We start from the raw sequence: 16,336 nt of genomic DNA on the forward strand, positions 1-16,336 counted from the left end.
CTCGTCACACCTGCGCCTTCTCCGTGGGCTCGGTCGCCGGCGCCCCGGTTTCCTCGGCTGCCTTTTCCTCTTGGCGCCGCAGATTCTCCTGGATCTCCACACCCCAACTCTCCAGCGCCTTCGAGGTGTCGATCTCGTATTCGAACCGCTGCGTCATCTCCTCGTCGACATCGGCCTTGTCGACATAGAACTGCTCGTACCAGCGACGCAACTGGTAGACGGGGCCGTCTTCCTCGACGAGCAGCGGGTTGTCGATGCGGGTCTTGTTCTTCCAGATCTCGACGTCCTGCAGGAACCCGACCTCGACACCCGCGGTGATCTTGGCGGCCATCTTGGCGGCCTGTTCGGCGGTCAGGCCCTCGGGGACCTTGGCCATCACGCCGTACATCAGCACGAAGGAGTTCTCGTCGATGGGGTAGTGGCAGTTGGTCAGGATGGTCTCGATCGCGAAACCGCCGTAGTACTGCACCATCGGGTTGAGCATGTACGACGGTCCGTAATAGGCGGCGATCGACTCCAGGCGGCTGTCGCCGTAGTTGGTGCCGAGCGTGACGTCGGGGCGGCCGTGCGAGTTCATGTACTGCGCGGCGACCTCACCCTCGAAGACGTTCTTGAAGTAGTCCGGCAGCGCGTAGTGCACGTAGAAGAAGTGCGCCATGTCCACGACGTTGTCGATGATCTCGCGGCAATTGGAACCCTCGATGACGATGCGGTTCCACGTCCACGGGGTCCACTCGTCGGAGCCGACCTCGTCGAGTTCGGGGATGATGCACTCGTCGGGCGGCGGGTTGCCCTCCGGGTCGTTGTAGACGAACACCTGGCCGTTGCGGGTCATCGTCGGCCACGCGCGGGTCTTGGCGAGCTTCGGGTTGCGCTTGGCGTACGGCACGCCCGCGCAGCGGCCGTTGCCCTTCCACAACCAGCCGTGGAAGGGGCAGGCGACGTTGTCGCCCTTCACGCTGCCCTGCGAGAGGTCTCCGCCCATGTGGCGGCAGAACGCGTCGAGGACGTTGATCTCGCCGTGGGAGTCCGCCCACACCACCAGCTTGGTGCCGAAGATGTGCACGGAGTGCGGCTTGCCGTCGGTGAAGTCGTCGATGAGGCCGAGGCAGTGCCAGCCGCGCGCGAACCGGGTCGGGGGCGTGCCGGTGTCGATCTCGCGAACGGCGACGTCGTCGCCGTGGGCTGTGACGCCTGCGGTGGCCTCGGGGGTCGCTGACATCCGTTACTCCTGTTCTGGCGTGTGATTCGCTCGTTCCGCTCGAATCGGTACGAACCCAATACTAGAACATGTTACAAAAATGACGAGTCGATCGCGTCACGTGATGCTGATCGGACCAGCAAATGGGCCTAAAGTCCCAGTGCTCGACATAAATGAGAACGTGTTCTAATCTCATCATCAGACGGGAACCAGGGCGGCCGGGTAGGTCGTCGAGCAACGAGTAGGAGCGGGCGAGATGCCAGCAAGACGGAGCGAAGCGGCCGAACAGGTCCTGGAGAAGATCAACGCACTCCTCCCGGAGATCGAGCAGCGTGCGCAGCAGACCGAAGATCTGCGACGTATCCCCGATGAGACGGTGTCGAGTCTCGAGGGCGCCGGCTTCTTCAAGCTGATGCAGCCCGAGCAGTGGGGCGGTTATCAGGTCGACCCGGTGACCTTCTACGAGGGCGTGCGTCGGATCGCGACCGCATGTGGCTCCACCGGTTGGGTGTCGGGCATCATCGGCATCCACAATTGGCATCTCGCGCTGTTCGACCAGCAGGCGCAGGAAGACGTGTGGGGCTCCGACCCCAACGTCCGCATCTCGTCGTCCTACGCCCCGATGGGGATGGGCGAGGTGGTGGACGGCGGCTACAAGGTCAACGGTTCCTGGGCCTGGTCGTCGGGCTGCGACATGGCGGATTGGGTGTTCGTCGGCGGACCGGTCATCAAAGACGGCAAACCCGTCGACTTCGTCAGCTTCCTGATCCCGCGCAGCGAGTACACGATCAAGGATGTCTGGAACGTGGTGGGCCTGCGGGGGACCGGTTCGAACACCATCGAGGTCAAGGATGTGTTCGTGCCGCGCCACCGGATGCTGAGCATGCGGACCATGAGCATGGGGCAGAGCCCAGGGCTCGAGCAGAACACCGCGCCGGTCTACAAGATGCCGTGGGGCACCATCCATCCCAGCACCATCGCCACGCCGATCGTCGGCATGGCCTACGGTGCCTACCACGCCCACGTCGAGCATCAAGGCAAGCGTGTCCGTGCCGCCTACGCAGGCGAGAAGGCCAAGGAGGACCCCTTCGCCAAGGTGCGGATCGCCGAGGCGGCCAGTGACATCGACGCCGCCTGGCGGCAGTTGTCGGGAAACCTCCAGGCGGAGTACGACCTGATCCTCGCCGGCGAGGAGATCCCGATGGAACTACGTCTGGCTGCCCGACGTGATCAGGTGCGGGCGTCGGGACGGGCGATCTCGGCGATCGACCGCCTCTTCGAGAACTCCGGTGCACATGCGCTGGAGAACGGCACTCCCATCCAGCGTTTCTGGCGCGACGCCCACGCCGGTCGGGTGCATGCGGCCAACGACCCCGAGCGCGCGTACGTGGCATTCGGCAACGGCGAGTTCGGGATTCCCATCGGCGACACGATGGTGTGACTTCCGATGAACTGGTGGAGCGGCGCGACAGCGCGCTTTCTGATCGGCGTGGACTGCGAGGAGTGAGAACAGATGAGTGACAGTCCGATCCGGTCTCTGGGCTACATGCGCATCGAGGCCACCGACGTCGAGGCCTGGCGTGTGTACGGCCTGAAAGTGCTCGGCATGGTGGAGGGCAAGGGCCTCACCGAGGGTGCGCTGTATCTGCGGATGGACGACTTCCCGGCCCGGCTCGTCATCGTGCCCGGCGAACACGACCGCTTGCAGGTGTCCGGCTGGGAATGCGCCAACGCCGCTGCGCTGCAGGAGGTCCGCGATCGGCTTTCGGCGGCGGGGGTGATCTTCCGCGAGGCCAAGGACGAGGAGCTCGCCGACCGCCGCGTGGTCGAGATGATCGTGTTCGACGACCCCGCCGGAAACACCCTCGAGGTGTTCCACGGTGTGGCGCTGGAACATCGGCGGGTGGTGAGCCCGTACGGCCACAAGTTCGTGACCGATGAGCAGGGATTGGGACACGTCGTGCTCACCTGCGACGACGACAAGGCCGCGCTCGCGTTCTATCATGACGTGCTCGGCTTCGCGCTGCGTGACTCGATGCGACTGCCGCCGCAGGCCGTTGGACGCGAGGAGGGTGATGAGTCGCCGTGGCTGCGTTTCCTGGGCTGCAACCCGCGACATCATTCGTTGGCCTTCCTGCCGATCCCCAACAGCACCGGCATCGTGCACCTGATGGTGGAGGTGGAGAACTCCGACGACGTCGGCCTCTGTCTGGACCGGGCGCTGCGCAAGAAGGTCAAGATGTCGGCGACCCTGGGCCGCCACGTCAACGACCTGATGCTGTCGTTCTACATGAAGACCCCGGGTGGATTCGACGTCGAATTCGGTTGCGAGGGAAGAACAGTGGACGACAACGAGTGGATCGCGCGGGAGAGTACCGCGGTCAGTCTCTGGGGCCACGATTTCACCGTCGGGTTCCAGTGAGATGACCAGCACCGACATGACGCGAACCCCGTACGGCTCCGCAGAATTCGATTCACGCCAATTCCGCACCGCGATGGGTCAGTTCTGCACCGGTGTCACGGTGATCACCACGATCGATCCGGCCGGCAACCCGGTGGGCTTCGCCTGCCAGTCGTTCGCTGCGCTGTCGCTCGATCCGCCCCTGGTGCTGTTCTGCCCCAACAAGACATCGCGGAGCTGGAAGGTCATCGAAGAGACCGGACAGTTCTGTGTGAACGTGCTGTCCAACCGGCAGCAGGACGTGAGTGCGGCCTTCGGGGCGCCCGGCGACGACAAGTTCCGTCACGTCGTCTGGGACCCGTCGCCGGCCGGCCTGCCGGTGATCCGGCACGCCCTGACCTGGGTCGAATGCGACGTGGAGGGGGTCACCGACGGCGGCGATCACCACATCGTGCTGGGGCGCGCGCTGACCTTGGGAGAGGTGCTGCAGGACAAGCCGTTGCTGTTCTATCGCGGCGGCTACCTGTCGACCGAACATCCGCGCGTCACCCCGGCGCAAGCCGAACTGGAGAACTTCCTCACCTGGACCGGAGGCGACACCTGGCTATGAGCTCGACGGCGAGCCCTACCGACACCTCATCCGCAAATACCGCGATCACCCGACAGGTCGCTGTCACCAAGCCGTTGACCGACGCCATCGCCGAGGCCGAACAGCTGATCGCGTCGGCCGACTTCGTGCACAGCGACCAGGATCTCGCCGAGGGATACGACTACCTCGCCGGCAGCATCGCGGCCATCGTGCAACTCGTCCGGTCGCGGCAGAAAAGCCACCCCAACTTCATCACGTCGACCGGCCCTACCACCAAGATGGGCCTCGACAACCCCGACACGCTCTACTATCACGCCGACCTCGACGTCGGTGGCACCTACGTCGTCCGTGGACATCGGGGCAGCACAGTCGATCTCAGCTTCCAGGTACTCACCGGCGACTACACACCCTCATCGGTGCCCGGTGGCGACGAAGCCTTCGACGACCGACGCATCCCGATCGACGCCAACGGGGACTTCGAGATCACCTTCGGCCCCGCGATCGACGAGAAGCGTCCCGACTACATCACCCTGGCCGACGGAGCGTCGATGCTCTCGGTGCGAGAAGTGTACGGCGACTGGACCCAACGCAAGGGCAGCATCTCCATCGAACGACTCGACACCACCGGTACAGCGCCGACAGAGCCCGACCTCGCGCGGGTGACACGTCGTTACGCCACCGCGGGCAAGATGCTGACGTCGCGGATCAACACCTGGTTCAACTTCCCCAAGTGGTTTTACCTCGACGAACCGGTCAACACCTTCACCACGCCACGGCTCACGCCGGGCGGATTGGCGACCCAATATTCGTCGGTCGGACACTTCCGGCTCGCCGACAACGAAGCGATGGTCGTCACGGTGCCGAAATCGTCCGCGCCGTACCAGGGTTTCCAGCTGGGCAGCATGTGGTACATCTCGCTGGACTACGTGAACCATCAGACCAGCCTCAACTCCGCCCAGGCGCAGGTCGATCCGGACGGCATGATCCGGATGGTGGTATCCCGCCGAGACCCCGGCATCGCGAACTGGATCGAGACCACCGGACGTATCACGGGGATCATGCAGTTCCGATGGCAGCGCACCGACGACCCGATCACCGCCGCCGACGGTCCCAGCGCTCAGGTAATCGACATCGGTGATGTCGCACAACACCTGCCGTACTTCTCACACAACTCCGTTGACGAGGCCGGGTGGGCGCAGCGAATCGCGGCGCGGCAGCGTGCGTTCGCGGAGAGGATGCTGCTGTGAGTGGTACCGGATTGCTCGCGGGCAAGGTGGTGGTGGTCTCCGGCGTCGGACCGGGGCTGGGGCGGTCGATCTGCCTGCGTGCCGCGGCGGCGAGCGCGCACGTGGTGCTCGCCGCGCGCACCGAATCCCGACTCAAGGAGGTCGCGGCCGAGGTCGACAACCTCGGTGGCAAGGGTCGGACCTTTGTGGTGCCCACCGACATCTCCGACGACGACGCCGTCGACGCCCTGGTGTCGTCGACCATCGCCGAATTCGGCCAGGTGGATGTGCTGGTGAACAATGCCTTCGCGCTGCCGTCGATGAAACCCCTCGCACGCACCGATTTCGATCAGATCAGCACCAGTCTCGAACTGACCGTGCTGGGCACGCTGCGCGTCATCAAGGCCTTCACCGATGCACTCGCCGATGCCGATGGCGCGATCGTCAACATCAACTCGATGGTGATCCGACATTCGGAACCGCGTTACGGCAGTTACAAGCTGGCGAAGTCGGCGCTGCTGGCGATGTCGCAGACCCTGGCCACCGAACTGGGCGACAAGGGAATCCGGATCAACACCGTCGCGCCCGGATACATCTGGGACGACCAACTCAAGTGGTACTTCGGCGAGATCGCCAAGAAATACGAGATCACCCCGGAGCAGGTCTACCAGCAGACCGCGAGCAAATCGGACCTCAAACGGCTGCCCGAGCCGGACGAGATCGCCGAGGCGGTGGTGTTCCTCGCCTCGCCGATGGCCAGCGCCATCACCGGTCACACCCTCGACGTCAATTGCGGTGAATACCATGACTAGTCCCGTCACACCCCGCACCAATGTGGGCACCGTCGACGATCTGCACGAGGCCGCCACCCGCGCCACCGGACTCGACGACTTCGGGGACCACGACTACCTCGAAGCGCTCGAGGTGCTGCTCGACTCGTATGCGCGCGACGCCGATCTGACCGAAGTGGGCAGCAAGATGTTCCGCTTCTTCCTCAAAGGCGCACTGATCGCCCGACTGCTGTCGGAGGCCTTGTGGCAGAACAATCCTGACTACTCCGACGTTGCGATCACGCGGCCCATCTTCGTCACCGGTCTGCCGCGCACCGGCACCACCGCCCTGCACCGGTTGCTCACCGCCGATCCGCGGCATCAGGGACTGGAGATGTGGCTGGCCGAGTTCCCGCAGCCACGGCCGCCGCGGGAGACCTGGTCGTCGAACCCGGTGTATCAGCAGATCGACGCCGGTCTCGAACAACACCACGTCGACAACCCCGAGTTCATGGGCCTGCACTACATGAGTGCCGCCGAAGTCGAGGAGTGCTGGCAGTTGTTGCGCCAGAACGTCATGTCGATCTCGTATGAATCGCTGGCATACCTGCCGACCTACTCGCGGTGGCTGGCACAGCAGGACTGGACGCCGGCGTACACACGGCATCGACGCAACCTGCAGATGATCGGCCTCAACGATCCGGACAAGCGGTGGGTGCTCAAGAACCCCAGCCACATGTTCGCGTTGGACGCGTTGATGGCGGCCTACCCCGATGCGCTGGTCATCCAGACGCACCGCCCACCGGAGACGATCATCGCGTCCATGTGCAGCCTGGCGGAGAACGCCACGCCGGGATGGTCGAACACCTTTGTGGGCGACACGATCGGCGAGACGCAACTGGAACTGTGGTCGCGCGGGTTGCGTGAGTTCGAGTCGGCACGACAGCAGTACGACCCCGCACAGTTCCTCGACGTCGACTTCGCGGACCTGCGCGCGGATCCGTTCGGAACCGTCGCACGCGTCTACGCCGCCCTCGGTGCCGATTTCACCGAGGAGGCGCGGGCGGCGATGGTCGCCCTCGACGATGAGAGCCGGTCGGGCGATCGCAAGCCCCGGCACCGGTACAGCCTCGCCGACTACGGACTCACGGAACGCGCGGTGGCGGAAGCGTTCGCGCACTGACCGGACGCGTCACCCGCAATCCGCCACATCGGCGTCGTACTCTGGCGCCATGGCCCACCTGGCACGGCGCACGGTACCCGGAACTGATGGAGCCGGGTGCGGACACCGACGAATGGCTCACGCATCGTTCGGGATTGGCCACCCTCCTGTTGCTCGTCGTCGCGCTGGTGATCGCGATCGTCGTTCCCGACATCAGTGTGTGGCCGCTGCTTCTGCTGTTCCTCGCTGACCCGACAGACCGGGTGCTGCCCAGACTGGGGCTGACCCGGGAACGCGGGACGATGAGGTGAGCCGTCAAGGCGAGGTGGACCGTCACGGCGCGCCGAGCGTGGATGCCCGCGCAACGAGTTCGGGTTGGAACACCGGGTTGTTCGGGGTGTGCCGTTGGGGTGAATCCGCGGCCGCCGCCACCAGCAGTTCCACCGCGGTCGAACCGATGCGTCGCGTCGGCTGCCTGATCGACGACAACGGGACCACTGCCGAACGCGCGAAGTCGATGTCGTCGTAGCCGATGAGGGCAATGTCGTCGGGGACCCGGACGGTGCCGCCGAGCATCGTGAAGGACTGCAGCACACCCATCGCCACCAGATCGTTGGCGCAGAACACCGCGTCGGGTCGGTCGGTGGGGCGTCGACGCTGTAGTCGGTCACCGACCTCGCGTCCGGCCAGCACGCTCAGCGACGGTGTCTCGATGACCTCCAGGGTGGCGTCGGGGACCGCCGCGATCGCGTCCTCGGCACCACGGCGACGGTCGGCGACCTGCCGCAGTGCGGGCGGCCCACCGACATAGGCGATCCGGCGGTGGCCGAGGCCGCACAAATGGCCGGCAGCCAGGTGTCCACCGGCGATGTCGTCGACGGCCACCGAGTCGAACGGGGAGCCGCTCGCGTCCCGGTCGACCAGCACGATCGGCATGCCGCGTCGCCGCAGCGCGTCGAGCCGCTCGAGGTCGTCACCGATGGGTGAGACCATCAGGCCGAATACCCGTTGTTCGTCGAACGCGTCGATGTAGGCCGTCTCGCGGGTCACATCCTCATCCGAGGTGCCGAGCAGCACCGTGAGGTCGTGTTCGCCGCCCGCACGCTCGGCTGCCCGGGCGATGTCGGTGAAGAACGGGTTGCCGACGTCGAGGACCACCAGACCGACGCATCGCGAGCGGCCGGCCCGGAGTTGGCGCGCTGCGTCGTTGCGGACGAATCCGAGATTCTCGATCGCCGCCTGCACCCGCGCCACGGTTGCCGGAGAGACCTTGTCGGGCGCATTGAGCACGTTCGACACCGTGCCCACCGACACCGATGCGGCGGCGGCGACGTCTCGCATGCTCACACCCATGGGTTCATCTCACCAGATCCGGGGCCGCTCGGATGGTAGGCCCACCCGATGTGCCTTATGGCCGCCAGACGATGAGGGCTGCCGGCGGGGGTACCACGAGCGACCCTCCCGCCCCGCGAGCCGGATCTCTCCCGCGGGGCCGAAGTATCACTCGCGGGTGTCAGGACCGGGTGCGGGGGACGAGCCTCTCGAGCTGCGTGACGTGGGCCGGGGTGAGCTCGTCCAGCGAGGCCACGCCGAGCAGGCGCATGGTGCGCGAGATCTGTTCGGAGAGGATCTCGATCATCCGATCCACCCCGGCCTCGCCGCCGGCCATCAGCCCGTAGAGGTAGGCCCGGCCGACGAGCGTGAACCGGGCGCCCAGGGCGATGGAGGCGACGATGTCGGCGCCGGAGGAGATGCCGGTGTCGAGCATGACTTCGGTGTCGCCGCCCACCTGGCGCGCCACGTCGGGCAGCAGGTGGAACGGGATTGGCGCCCGGTCGAGTTGGCGCCCACCGTGATTGGACAGCACGATGCCGTCGGCCCCGAGGTCGGTGACGGCTTTCGCGTCGTCGACGGTCTGAATCCCCTTGACCACCAGCTTGCCCGGCCACTGACTCTTGATCCAGGCCAGATCGTCGAAGGTGACGGTGGGGTCGAACATGGTGTCCAACAGTTCGGCGACGGTGCCCGACCAGCGGTCCAGCGACGCGAAGGCCAGGGGTTCGGTGGTGAGGAAGTCGATCCACCATTGCGGGCGTGGCAGGGCGTTGACGACGGTCTTGGCGGTCAGCGCCGGCGGGATCGACATGCCGTTGCGGTTGTCGCGCAGGCGGGCTCCGGCGACCGGCACGTCGACGGTCACCAGCAGTGTGTCATAGCCGGCTTGCGCCGCGCGGTCGACCAGCGCCATCGAGCGCTCGCGGTCCTTCCACATGTACAGCTGAAACCAGTTGCGGCCGGACGGATTGGCGTTCTTGACATCCTCGATGGAGGCGGTGCCCATCGTCGACAACGAGAACGGGATGCCGGCCCGGCCGGCCGCGCGTGCGCCCGCGTACTCGCCCTCGGTCTGCATCATGCGGGTGAAGCCGGTCGGCGCGATGCCGAAGGGCAGCTCCGATCGTCCGCCGAGAATCGTGCACGACGTGTCGACCTTCGACACGTCACGCAGGATCGCCGGGTGGAACTCGATGTCGGAGAACGCCCGGCGGGCCCGCTCGATGGACAGTTCGGCCTCGGCGGAACCGTCGGTGTAGTCGAAGGCCGCCTTGGGGGTGCGGCGCTTGGCGATGACGCGGAGGTCCTCGATGGTCAGCGCGGCGTCCAGCCGACGCTTCTTGGCGTCGAACTGCGGCTTCTTGAACTGCATCAGCGGTGCGAGGTCTGCCACCTTGGGGATTCGGCGCTGCATGGAAGTGGTGCGCTGCATGGTCATGCCTTTCCTGCCCCGACCGTGGCACGTCGCGGCGACGCGTGGGTACTGCGGGGTACGTAGTGTTGCGGCGGGAACCGGTCGGCGACGATGCCGCGCATCGACTCCAGGTCGCCGTCGATCAGTTCGTAGGCGCGCGCGGTGATCAGTACGTTGCCCAGCGCGGTCGCCTCGACGGGGCCGGCCAGCACCGACAGACCGAGGCGGTCGGCGGTGAGCTGGCACAGCAACCGGTTCTGCGACCCGCCACCGACGAGATGAACGGTCCGCACGTCCTTTCCGGTGAGCTCGGCTGCCTGGCGGACGGTGTCGGCGAACGCCGCGGCCAGGCTCTCCACGATGGCGCGCACCATCTCCGGGCGGGTCAGCGGCGGTGGCATTCCGCGTTCGGTGTACCAGTCGCGGATACGGCCGGGCATGTCGCCGGGCGGAAGGAACCGGGCGTCGTCGGTGTCGAAGACGTCGAACGTCGGGGTGACCTCCGCGGCTTGGGCGAGCAGTTCGGACAGATCCGCCCGGTAGCCGTCGCGCTGATACTGGCGCACTGTCTCGCTGAGCAGCCAGAGGCCCATCACGTTGTGCAGATAGCGGATTCGTCCGTCGGCGCCGACCTCGTTGGTGAAGTTGGCCTTCCAGCCCGCGCGGGACACATTCGGCGATTCGAGCTCCACACCGACGAGGCCCCAGGTGCCGCAGGAGATATAGGCCGCCGACGACGGGTCCATCGGAATGGCCGCGACGGCGGACGCGGTGTCATGGGATGCGACGGCGGTGACGTGCGGGGCCCCGGTCAGCCCGAGTCGCTCGACGACGTCGGGCAGCAGCGGCCCCAGATCGCTTCCGGTCTCCACGATCTCGGGAAAGAGGCCGACCGGCAGATCCAGGCGCTCCATCATCGCGGTGTCCCACTGCCCATTGATGCCGAGCAGCCCGGTCGTCGAGGCGTTGGTGCGTTCGGTGCCGCGACGGCCGGTGAGCCAATAGGCGAGGAGATCGGGGATGAGGAGCGCGCTGTCGGCGTGATCGAGCAGACCGTCCCGCTTCTCGGCGGCCAACTGGTACACGGTGGTGAACGGCAGGAACTGCAGCCCGTTGCGCACGTACAGGTCCGCCGGCCCGAGTTCGGCGTGGACCGCCTCCACGCCGGCGGCCGTGCGCGCATCGCGGTAGTGATGCGGCAACCCGAGCATCCGACCGTCGCGCAGCAGCGCGTAGTCGACGGCCCACGAGTCGATGCCGACGCCGACCAGATCGTCGGCGCGCCGGCCGGCCTCGGCGAGTCCGGCGCACGCCTCGCGGAACAGCCCGGGGACGTCCCAGTGCAGCGCGGAACGTCGGCCGTTCCAGATGTGCACGGGATCGTTGCCGAACCGGGCCACCTGCTCGAGTTCGAGCCTGCCACGCGAGATGTCGGCGAGCATGACGCGCCCGCTGGTCGCGCCCAGGTCGATGGCGGCGACCTGGGCCGACCGAGTGGAGCGGCTCATCGTAGGAACGCGGCCGCAACGCCCGCGTCGACGGGCACGTGCAGACCGGTGGTGTGGGAGAAGTCCGAGGTGCACAGCGCGAACGCGGCGTTGGCGATGTTCTCCGGCAGCACCTCCCGCTTGAGCAGGGTGCGCTGGGCGTAGAACTTGCCGAGATCCTTCTCCTCGACGCCGTACACGGCGGCGCGCTGGGCGCCCCAACCGCCGGCGAAGATGCCCGAGCCACGCACCACGCCGTCCGGGTTGATGCCGTTGACCTTGACGCCGTGCTCACCGAGCTCGGCGGCCAGCAATCGCACCTGATGCGCCTGGTCGGCCTTGGTCGCCGAGTAGGCGATGTTGTTGGGTCCGGCGAACACCGAGTTCTTCGACGAGATGTAGAGGATGTCGCCGCCGAGCTGCTGGTCGATCAGGGCGCGGGCGGCGGCCTTGGACACCAGGAACGAACCGCGGGCCATCACGTTGTGTTGCAGGTCCCAGTCGGCGGCGGTGGTGTCGAGCAACGACTTCGACAGTGACAGCCCGGCGTTGTTGACCACCAGGTCGATGCCGCCGAAGGCGAGCACGGTGGCATCGATCGCGGCCTGCACGGCGGCTTCGTCGGTGACGTCGGCGGCCACTCCGATCGCGACGTCGGTGCTGCCGATCTCCTCGGCGGCGGTCTGCGCCTTCGCGGCGTCGAGGTCGGCGATGACGACGCAGGCACCCTCGGCAGCGAGTCGTTGCGCGATGGCCTTGCCGATCCCCGAGGCCGCGCCGGTCACCAGTGCGATGCGGGTCGCCAGCGGCTTGGGCTTGGGCATCCGGGCGAGCTTGGCCTCTTCCAGCGCCCAGTATTCGATGCGGAACTTCTCCGACTCGTCGATGGGGGCGTAGGTGGACACGGCCTCGGCGCCACGCATCACGTTGATGGCGTTGAGGTAGAACTCGCCGGCCACGCGTGCGGTCTGCTTGTCCTTGCCGAAGCTGAACATGCCGACGCCGGGGACCAGCACGATGGCCGGGTCGGCGCCGCGCATCGCCGGGCTGTCGGCGGTGGCGTGGCGCTCGTAGTAGGCCGCGTAGTCGGCGCGGTAGCGCTCGTGCAGCGCAGTCAGTCGCTCTTTGCACTCGTCGACCGTCGCCGATGCGGGCAGGTCGAGCACCAGCGGCTTGACCTTGGTGCGCAGGAAGTGGTCGGGGCAGCTGGTGCCGAGTTCGGCCAAACGCGGATGTTCGGATGCGGCGAGGAAATCCAGCACCGGGTCGACGTCGGTGAAGTGACCGACCTGCGGCCGGTCCACCGAGGCGAGACCACGGATGAACGGCGCCAGCGCAGCGGCCTTCGCGCGCCGTTCGTCGGCGGCCAGCGCACCGTAGCCGTCGAGCTGCGTGCCGAACGGCTGCGGGCGGCCGTTGGCGGCGATGTAGCGTTCGGCGGACTCGATGATCTCCAGTGAGTTCGCCTCGGCCTCCGCGGAGGTGTCACCCCAGGCGGTGATGCCGTGACCACCGAGGATGCAGCCGATGGCCTGCGGGTTGGCCTGTTTGATCGCGGAGATGTCGAGGCCCAGTTGGAAGCCGGGGCGACGCCACGGCACCCAGACGACGCGGTCGTCGAAGATCTTGCGGGTCAACGCCTCACCGTCGGCGGCGGTGGCGATGGCGATACCGGAATCGGGGTGCAGATGGTCGACGTGTGCGGCGTCGACGAGGCCGTGCATGGCGGTATCGATGGAGGGCGCGGCACCGCCCTTGCCGTGCAGGCAGTAGTCGAAGGCGGCCACCATCTCGTCCTCGCGGTCGAGACCGGGGTACACGTCGACGAGCGCGCGCATCCGGTCCAGCCGCAGGACGGCGAGGCCCTTCTCGGTGAGCGTGCCGAGGTCGCCGCCAGAGCCTTTGACCCACAGCAGGTCGACGTTCTCGCCGGTGACCGGGTCGGTGTCGGTGCCCTTGGCCGACGTGTTGCCGCCGGCGTAATTGGTGTTCTTCGGATCGGCGCCGAGGCGGTTGGACCGCGCGATGAGATCGGCGACAGCGGGGTTCGTCATGAGTTCGTTTACTCCTCGAGTTGTGGGTCGGAAGGTCAGGCGCCCCAGGAGGACTGGGTGCCCCCCACGCGCTCGTCGGCGATGCGCTCGGCGTAGCCGGAGGTGGCGAAGGCGGCCATCGGATCGGCCGGCAGACCGCGGGATTCGCGGCGCTGCGCGAGCATCGGGCGGACGTCGGTGTAGAAGGCGTCCATCATGATGGCGTTGGCGCCCAGCACATCGCCGGCCTCCTGGGCGGCGGTCAGGGCGTCGGTGTCCACGAGCAGTGCACGTGCGGTCATCTCCTGCACATTGAGCACCGAGCGGATCTGGCCGGGAATCTTCTCCTCGACGTTGTGGCATTGATCGAGCATCAGCGCGACCGGGGATCCGGTGTCCAGGCCACCGCCGCGCACCACCTCGAACAGGATGCGGAACAGTTGGAACGGGTCCGCGGCGCCGACGATGAGGTCGTCGTCGGCGTAGAAGCGGGAGTTGAAGTCGAAGGAACCGAGCTTGCCGAGGCGCAGCAGCTGGGCGACGATGAACTCGATGTTGGTGCCCGGCGCGTGGTGGCCGGTGTCGAGGCAGACCATCGCCCGTTCGCCGAGCGCGCTGGCGTGGGCATACGAGGTGCCCCAGTCGGGGACGTCGGTCACGTAGGTCGCGGGCTCGAAGAACTTGTACTCCAGCACGAGCCGCTGATCGTCGCCGATGTGCTGGTAGATGGTGGCCAGCGATTCGGCGAGCCGGTCCTGACGGCCGCGGATATCGCCCTGACCGGGGTAGTTGGTGCCGTCGGCGAGCCAGATCTTCAGATCGCGCGAACCGGTCTGACCCATCACGTCGATGCAGGCGAGGTGGTGGTCGATGGCCTTCTGCCGCACCGTCTTGTCGGTGTGGGTGAGACTGCCGAACTTGTAGTCGTCGTCCTGAAAGGTGTTGGAGTTGATGGTGCCCAGCCGGACGCCGAGATCGGCGGCGTAGGACCCCAGCACACGGTAGTCGTCGACGGTGTCCCACGGGATGTGCAGTGCAACCGAGGGTGCCAGACCGGTCAGTTCGTTGACCTTCGCGGCGTCGGCGATCTTCTCGTGGATGGTGCGGGGCGTGCCCGGGGTGCCGAACACCTTGAAACGGGTGCCGGAGTTGCCGAACGCCCAGGAAGGGAGCTCGATCTCGAGGTTGTCGAGAATCGTCTCGTCAAAGGTGGTCATGAGGAGGTCCTTCTGTGGAGTCCCCGCCGCCGGCGTCGGGGGAGGAGATGCACCGGCGGCGGGGAAGTGTGAAACGTTTCAATCGAGAGCGGTAGGCGCCGGTCGGGCGAGTCAGCGGCCGGCCGGCTCGGCGACGACGTCCTCGGTGGCCCGCACCGTCGGTGACTGCTCGACGAGGTCGGGTGACATCGGCACACCGTAGCGCTCGACCTCGATCTCCTGCAGCGTCTTGCCCTGGGTCTTCGGTGCCCAGATGGCCCCGATGACCAATGCGACGGTCAGCAGGCCGACGAGCAGAGCGCCGACCGCCGGCAGGCCGGTCGCGGCCAGCATCGTCGGGAAGAAGTAGCTGAGCAGGCCGGTGGCGGCGCGGACGGCGAAGAACATGATGCCCTGCGCGCTGGCCCGGTACGGGGTGGCGAACAGTTCGCTGGCCCACAGGCTGTAGAAGGCCTGGGCGCCGATGCCGGACGAGATGCCCCACAGGACGGCGAAGATCAGCATGGTGGCGATGCCGCTGTCGGTGAACAGGACCAGGACGAGCCAGCCGACGATGCCGAGGGCGGCGCCGAAGACGTAGAGGCCGCGCTGTGAGACGCGGTCGGCGTAGCGCATGAAGCCGAAGTAGGTGGCCAGCACGGTGCAGCCCCACACGAGCACCTGCAGCAGGTTCTGCTGCACCTCGCTCTCGAGCCCCGCGGTCTCGTAGACCCGCGGCATGAAGATGCCCGCCTGGCCGGCCACGGTGTTCCAGAAGAGGTAGATGCCGCCGAGCAGCAGCAGTGCGGTGATGTTGACCTTGCGGGAGAACAATCCCTTGACGCCACGGGCGCCGACCGCGGATTCGATCTCCTGCGGCTCGCGCGCGGCCTCGTCCTTCCAGATCTTCGATTCGGCAAGACCCTGGCGAATCCACCAGACCACCGCGGCGACCACGAACAGGTGCAGGAAGATCAGGCGCGAACCGAGCAGTCCGAGGGGCGCGAGCGCCGCGGCCAGCGCGAAGCCGATGAGCGGGCCCACCGACCAGGCGAGCTGCGCGGTACCGACGTGCTTCGCGCGTTCCACTGATGGGGCCTCTTCGGCGATGTAGGTCCAGGATGCCGGCACTCCGGCCCCGACCGCGATGCCGGTGATGATGAAGGCCGCCAGCAGCATCGAGTAGTTGACCGCGAACGCCGCGAGCAGCACGCCCGCCATGTAGACGAGCAGATCGTAGGTGTAGATCTTCTTGCGGCCGAAGCGGTCGCACAACGGGCCGCCGATCGCGGCGCCGATGGCCGCACCGAAGGCGTTCGCGCTCAGGGCCGCGAGCAGCCCGACGGCGAAGTTGCTGATGCCGAACTCGTCCTGCCAGAACGCCAGGCTGGTGGCGATGGCGATGATGGAACCGGCCTCGATGTAGTTCGACATGGCGACCGAGATGGTCGCCCGCCAGCCGGTGGTGGAGCGCGCTCCTACTTTCATGGTGCTTCCTTGCGTCGATCTCAGTAGAGAGGGT

General features: G+C 66.8%; 14 protein-coding genes. 7 read left to right on the forward strand and 7 right to left on the reverse strand.

Going from position 1 to position 16,336, the window contains the following annotated elements:
* Positions 1-4 precede the first annotated feature (4 nt).
* On the reverse strand, positions 5-1,222 hold the full coding sequence (locus NWF22_RS15750; protein ID WP_160903472.1) for a 3-ketosteroid-9-alpha-monooxygenase, oxygenase component: 1,218 nt from the start codon (positions 1,220-1,222) through the stop codon (positions 5-7).
* Between the two features lie 235 nt (positions 1,223-1,457).
* Between NWF22_RS15750 and hsaA the strand changes: the two genes are divergently transcribed.
* The 7 genes from hsaA to NWF22_RS15785 all read left to right on the forward strand — a co-directional run bounded on the left by hsaA (position 1,458) and on the right by NWF22_RS15785 (position 7,660).
* Positions 1,458-2,642, forward strand: coding sequence for a 3-hydroxy-9,10-secoandrosta-1,3,5(10)-triene-9,17-dione monooxygenase oxygenase subunit (gene hsaA, locus NWF22_RS15755; protein ID WP_160903471.1), 1,185 nt, complete (start codon positions 1,458-1,460; stop codon positions 2,640-2,642).
* 72 nt (positions 2,643-2,714) lie between these two features.
* A complete protein-coding gene (hsaC, locus tag NWF22_RS15760) occupies positions 2,715-3,623 on the forward strand; it encodes an iron-dependent extradiol dioxygenase HsaC (RefSeq protein ID WP_160903470.1) in 909 nt (302 codons plus the stop codon).
* A 16-nt stretch (positions 3,624-3,639) separates the two neighbouring features.
* Positions 3,640-4,212 (forward strand): 3-hydroxy-9,10-secoandrosta-1,3,5(10)-triene-9,17-dione monooxygenase reductase subunit, encoded by a 573-nt coding sequence (hsaB, locus tag NWF22_RS15765; protein WP_160903711.1) that lies wholly within the window; start codon positions 3,640-3,642, stop codon positions 4,210-4,212.
* A complete protein-coding gene (locus tag NWF22_RS15770; RefSeq protein WP_160903469.1) occupies positions 4,209-5,438 on the forward strand; it encodes a hypothetical protein in 1,230 nt (409 codons plus the stop codon). The genes hsaB and NWF22_RS15770 overlap by 4 nt, the downstream gene beginning before the upstream one ends.
* Positions 5,435-6,229, forward strand: coding sequence for an SDR family oxidoreductase (locus tag NWF22_RS15775; protein WP_160903468.1), 795 nt, complete (start codon positions 5,435-5,437; stop codon positions 6,227-6,229). Before NWF22_RS15770 ends, NWF22_RS15775 begins: the two co-directional genes overlap by 4 nt.
* The gene (locus tag NWF22_RS15780) at positions 6,222-7,370 is read left to right on the forward strand and encodes a sulfotransferase family protein (RefSeq protein WP_160903467.1); all 1,149 of its coding nucleotides are present in this window, start codon (positions 6,222-6,224) and stop codon (positions 7,368-7,370) included. Before NWF22_RS15775 ends, NWF22_RS15780 begins: the two co-directional genes overlap by 8 nt.
* An 86-nt stretch (positions 7,371-7,456) precedes the next feature.
* Positions 7,457-7,660 (forward strand): hypothetical protein, encoded by a 204-nt coding sequence (locus NWF22_RS15785; protein ID WP_160903466.1) that lies wholly within the window; start codon positions 7,457-7,459, stop codon positions 7,658-7,660.
* Positions 7,661-7,682: 22 nt separating this feature from the next.
* Here the strand turns inward: NWF22_RS15785 and NWF22_RS15790 are convergent, their stop codons facing one another.
* The 6 genes from NWF22_RS15790 to NWF22_RS15815 form a co-directional block, all read right to left on the reverse strand.
* Positions 7,683-8,702, reverse strand: coding sequence for a LacI family DNA-binding transcriptional regulator (locus tag NWF22_RS15790; protein ID WP_160903465.1), 1,020 nt, complete (start codon positions 8,700-8,702; stop codon positions 7,683-7,685).
* Between the two features lie 160 nt (positions 8,703-8,862).
* The gene (locus NWF22_RS15795) at positions 8,863-10,098 is read right to left on the reverse strand and encodes an alpha-hydroxy acid oxidase (RefSeq protein ID WP_160903710.1); all 1,236 of its coding nucleotides are present in this window, start codon (positions 10,096-10,098) and stop codon (positions 8,863-8,865) included.
* Between the two features lie 20 nt (positions 10,099-10,118).
* Positions 10,119-11,606 carry a rhamnulokinase gene (locus tag NWF22_RS15800; protein ID WP_160903464.1) on the reverse strand — a complete coding sequence of 496 codons (1,488 nt, stop codon included), beginning with the start codon at positions 11,604-11,606 and terminating at the stop codon, positions 10,119-10,121.
* Complete coding sequence (locus tag NWF22_RS15805; protein ID WP_160903463.1) at positions 11,603-13,639, reverse strand: bifunctional aldolase/short-chain dehydrogenase; 2,037 nt, start codon at positions 13,637-13,639, stop codon at positions 11,603-11,605. Before NWF22_RS15805 ends, NWF22_RS15800 begins: the two co-directional genes overlap by 4 nt.
* A 35-nt stretch (positions 13,640-13,674) precedes the next feature.
* On the reverse strand, positions 13,675-14,835 hold the full coding sequence (gene rhaI, locus NWF22_RS15810; RefSeq protein WP_160903462.1) for an L-rhamnose isomerase: 1,161 nt from the start codon (positions 14,833-14,835) through the stop codon (positions 13,675-13,677).
* A 111-nt stretch (positions 14,836-14,946) separates the two neighbouring features.
* Positions 14,947-16,302 (reverse strand): MFS transporter, encoded by a 1,356-nt coding sequence (locus tag NWF22_RS15815; protein WP_160903461.1) that lies wholly within the window; start codon positions 16,300-16,302, stop codon positions 14,947-14,949.
* Between the last annotated feature and the right edge of the window lie 34 nt (positions 16,303-16,336).

Origin of the sequence: Gordonia mangrovi (assembly GCF_024734075.1) — a bacterium.
In the GTDB taxonomy this organism is placed as follows: Bacteria; Actinomycetota; Actinomycetes; order Mycobacteriales; family Mycobacteriaceae; genus Gordonia; species Gordonia mangrovi.

Bases quoted from the DNA above. Each gene is read 5' to 3' on its own strand.
- NWF22_RS15750 (WP_160903472.1), bottom strand. From the start codon at position 1,222: ATGTCAGCGACCCCCGAGGCCACCGCAGGCGTCACAGCCCACGGCGAC.
- hsaA (WP_160903471.1), top strand. From the start codon at position 1,458: ATGCCAGCAAGACGGAGCGAAGCGGCCGAACAGGTCCTGGAGAAGATC.
- hsaC (WP_160903470.1), top strand. From the start codon at position 2,715: ATGAGTGACAGTCCGATCCGGTCTCTGGGCTACATGCGCATCGAGGCC.
- hsaB (WP_160903711.1), top strand. From the start codon at position 3,640: ATGACGCGAACCCCGTACGGCTCCGCAGAATTCGATTCACGCCAATTC.
- NWF22_RS15770 (WP_160903469.1), top strand. From the start codon at position 4,209: ATGAGCTCGACGGCGAGCCCTACCGACACCTCATCCGCAAATACCGCG.
- NWF22_RS15780 (WP_160903467.1), top strand. From the start codon at position 6,222: ATGACTAGTCCCGTCACACCCCGCACCAATGTGGGCACCGTCGACGAT.
- NWF22_RS15785 (WP_160903466.1), top strand. From the start codon at position 7,457: ATGGAGCCGGGTGCGGACACCGACGAATGGCTCACGCATCGTTCGGGA.
- NWF22_RS15790 (WP_160903465.1), bottom strand. From the start codon at position 8,702: ATGGGTGTGAGCATGCGAGACGTCGCCGCCGCCGCATCGGTGTCGGTG.
- NWF22_RS15795 (WP_160903710.1), bottom strand. From the start codon at position 10,098: ATGCAGCGCCGAATCCCCAAGGTGGCAGACCTCGCACCGCTGATGCAG.
- NWF22_RS15800 (WP_160903464.1), bottom strand. From the start codon at position 11,606: ATGAGCCGCTCCACTCGGTCGGCCCAGGTCGCCGCCATCGACCTGGGC.
- NWF22_RS15805 (WP_160903463.1), bottom strand. From the start codon at position 13,639: ATGACGAACCCCGCTGTCGCCGATCTCATCGCGCGGTCCAACCGCCTC.
- rhaI (WP_160903462.1), bottom strand. From the start codon at position 14,835: ATGACCACCTTTGACGAGACGATTCTCGACAACCTCGAGATCGAGCTC.
- NWF22_RS15815 (WP_160903461.1), bottom strand. From the start codon at position 16,302: ATGAAAGTAGGAGCGCGCTCCACCACCGGCTGGCGGGCGACCATCTCG.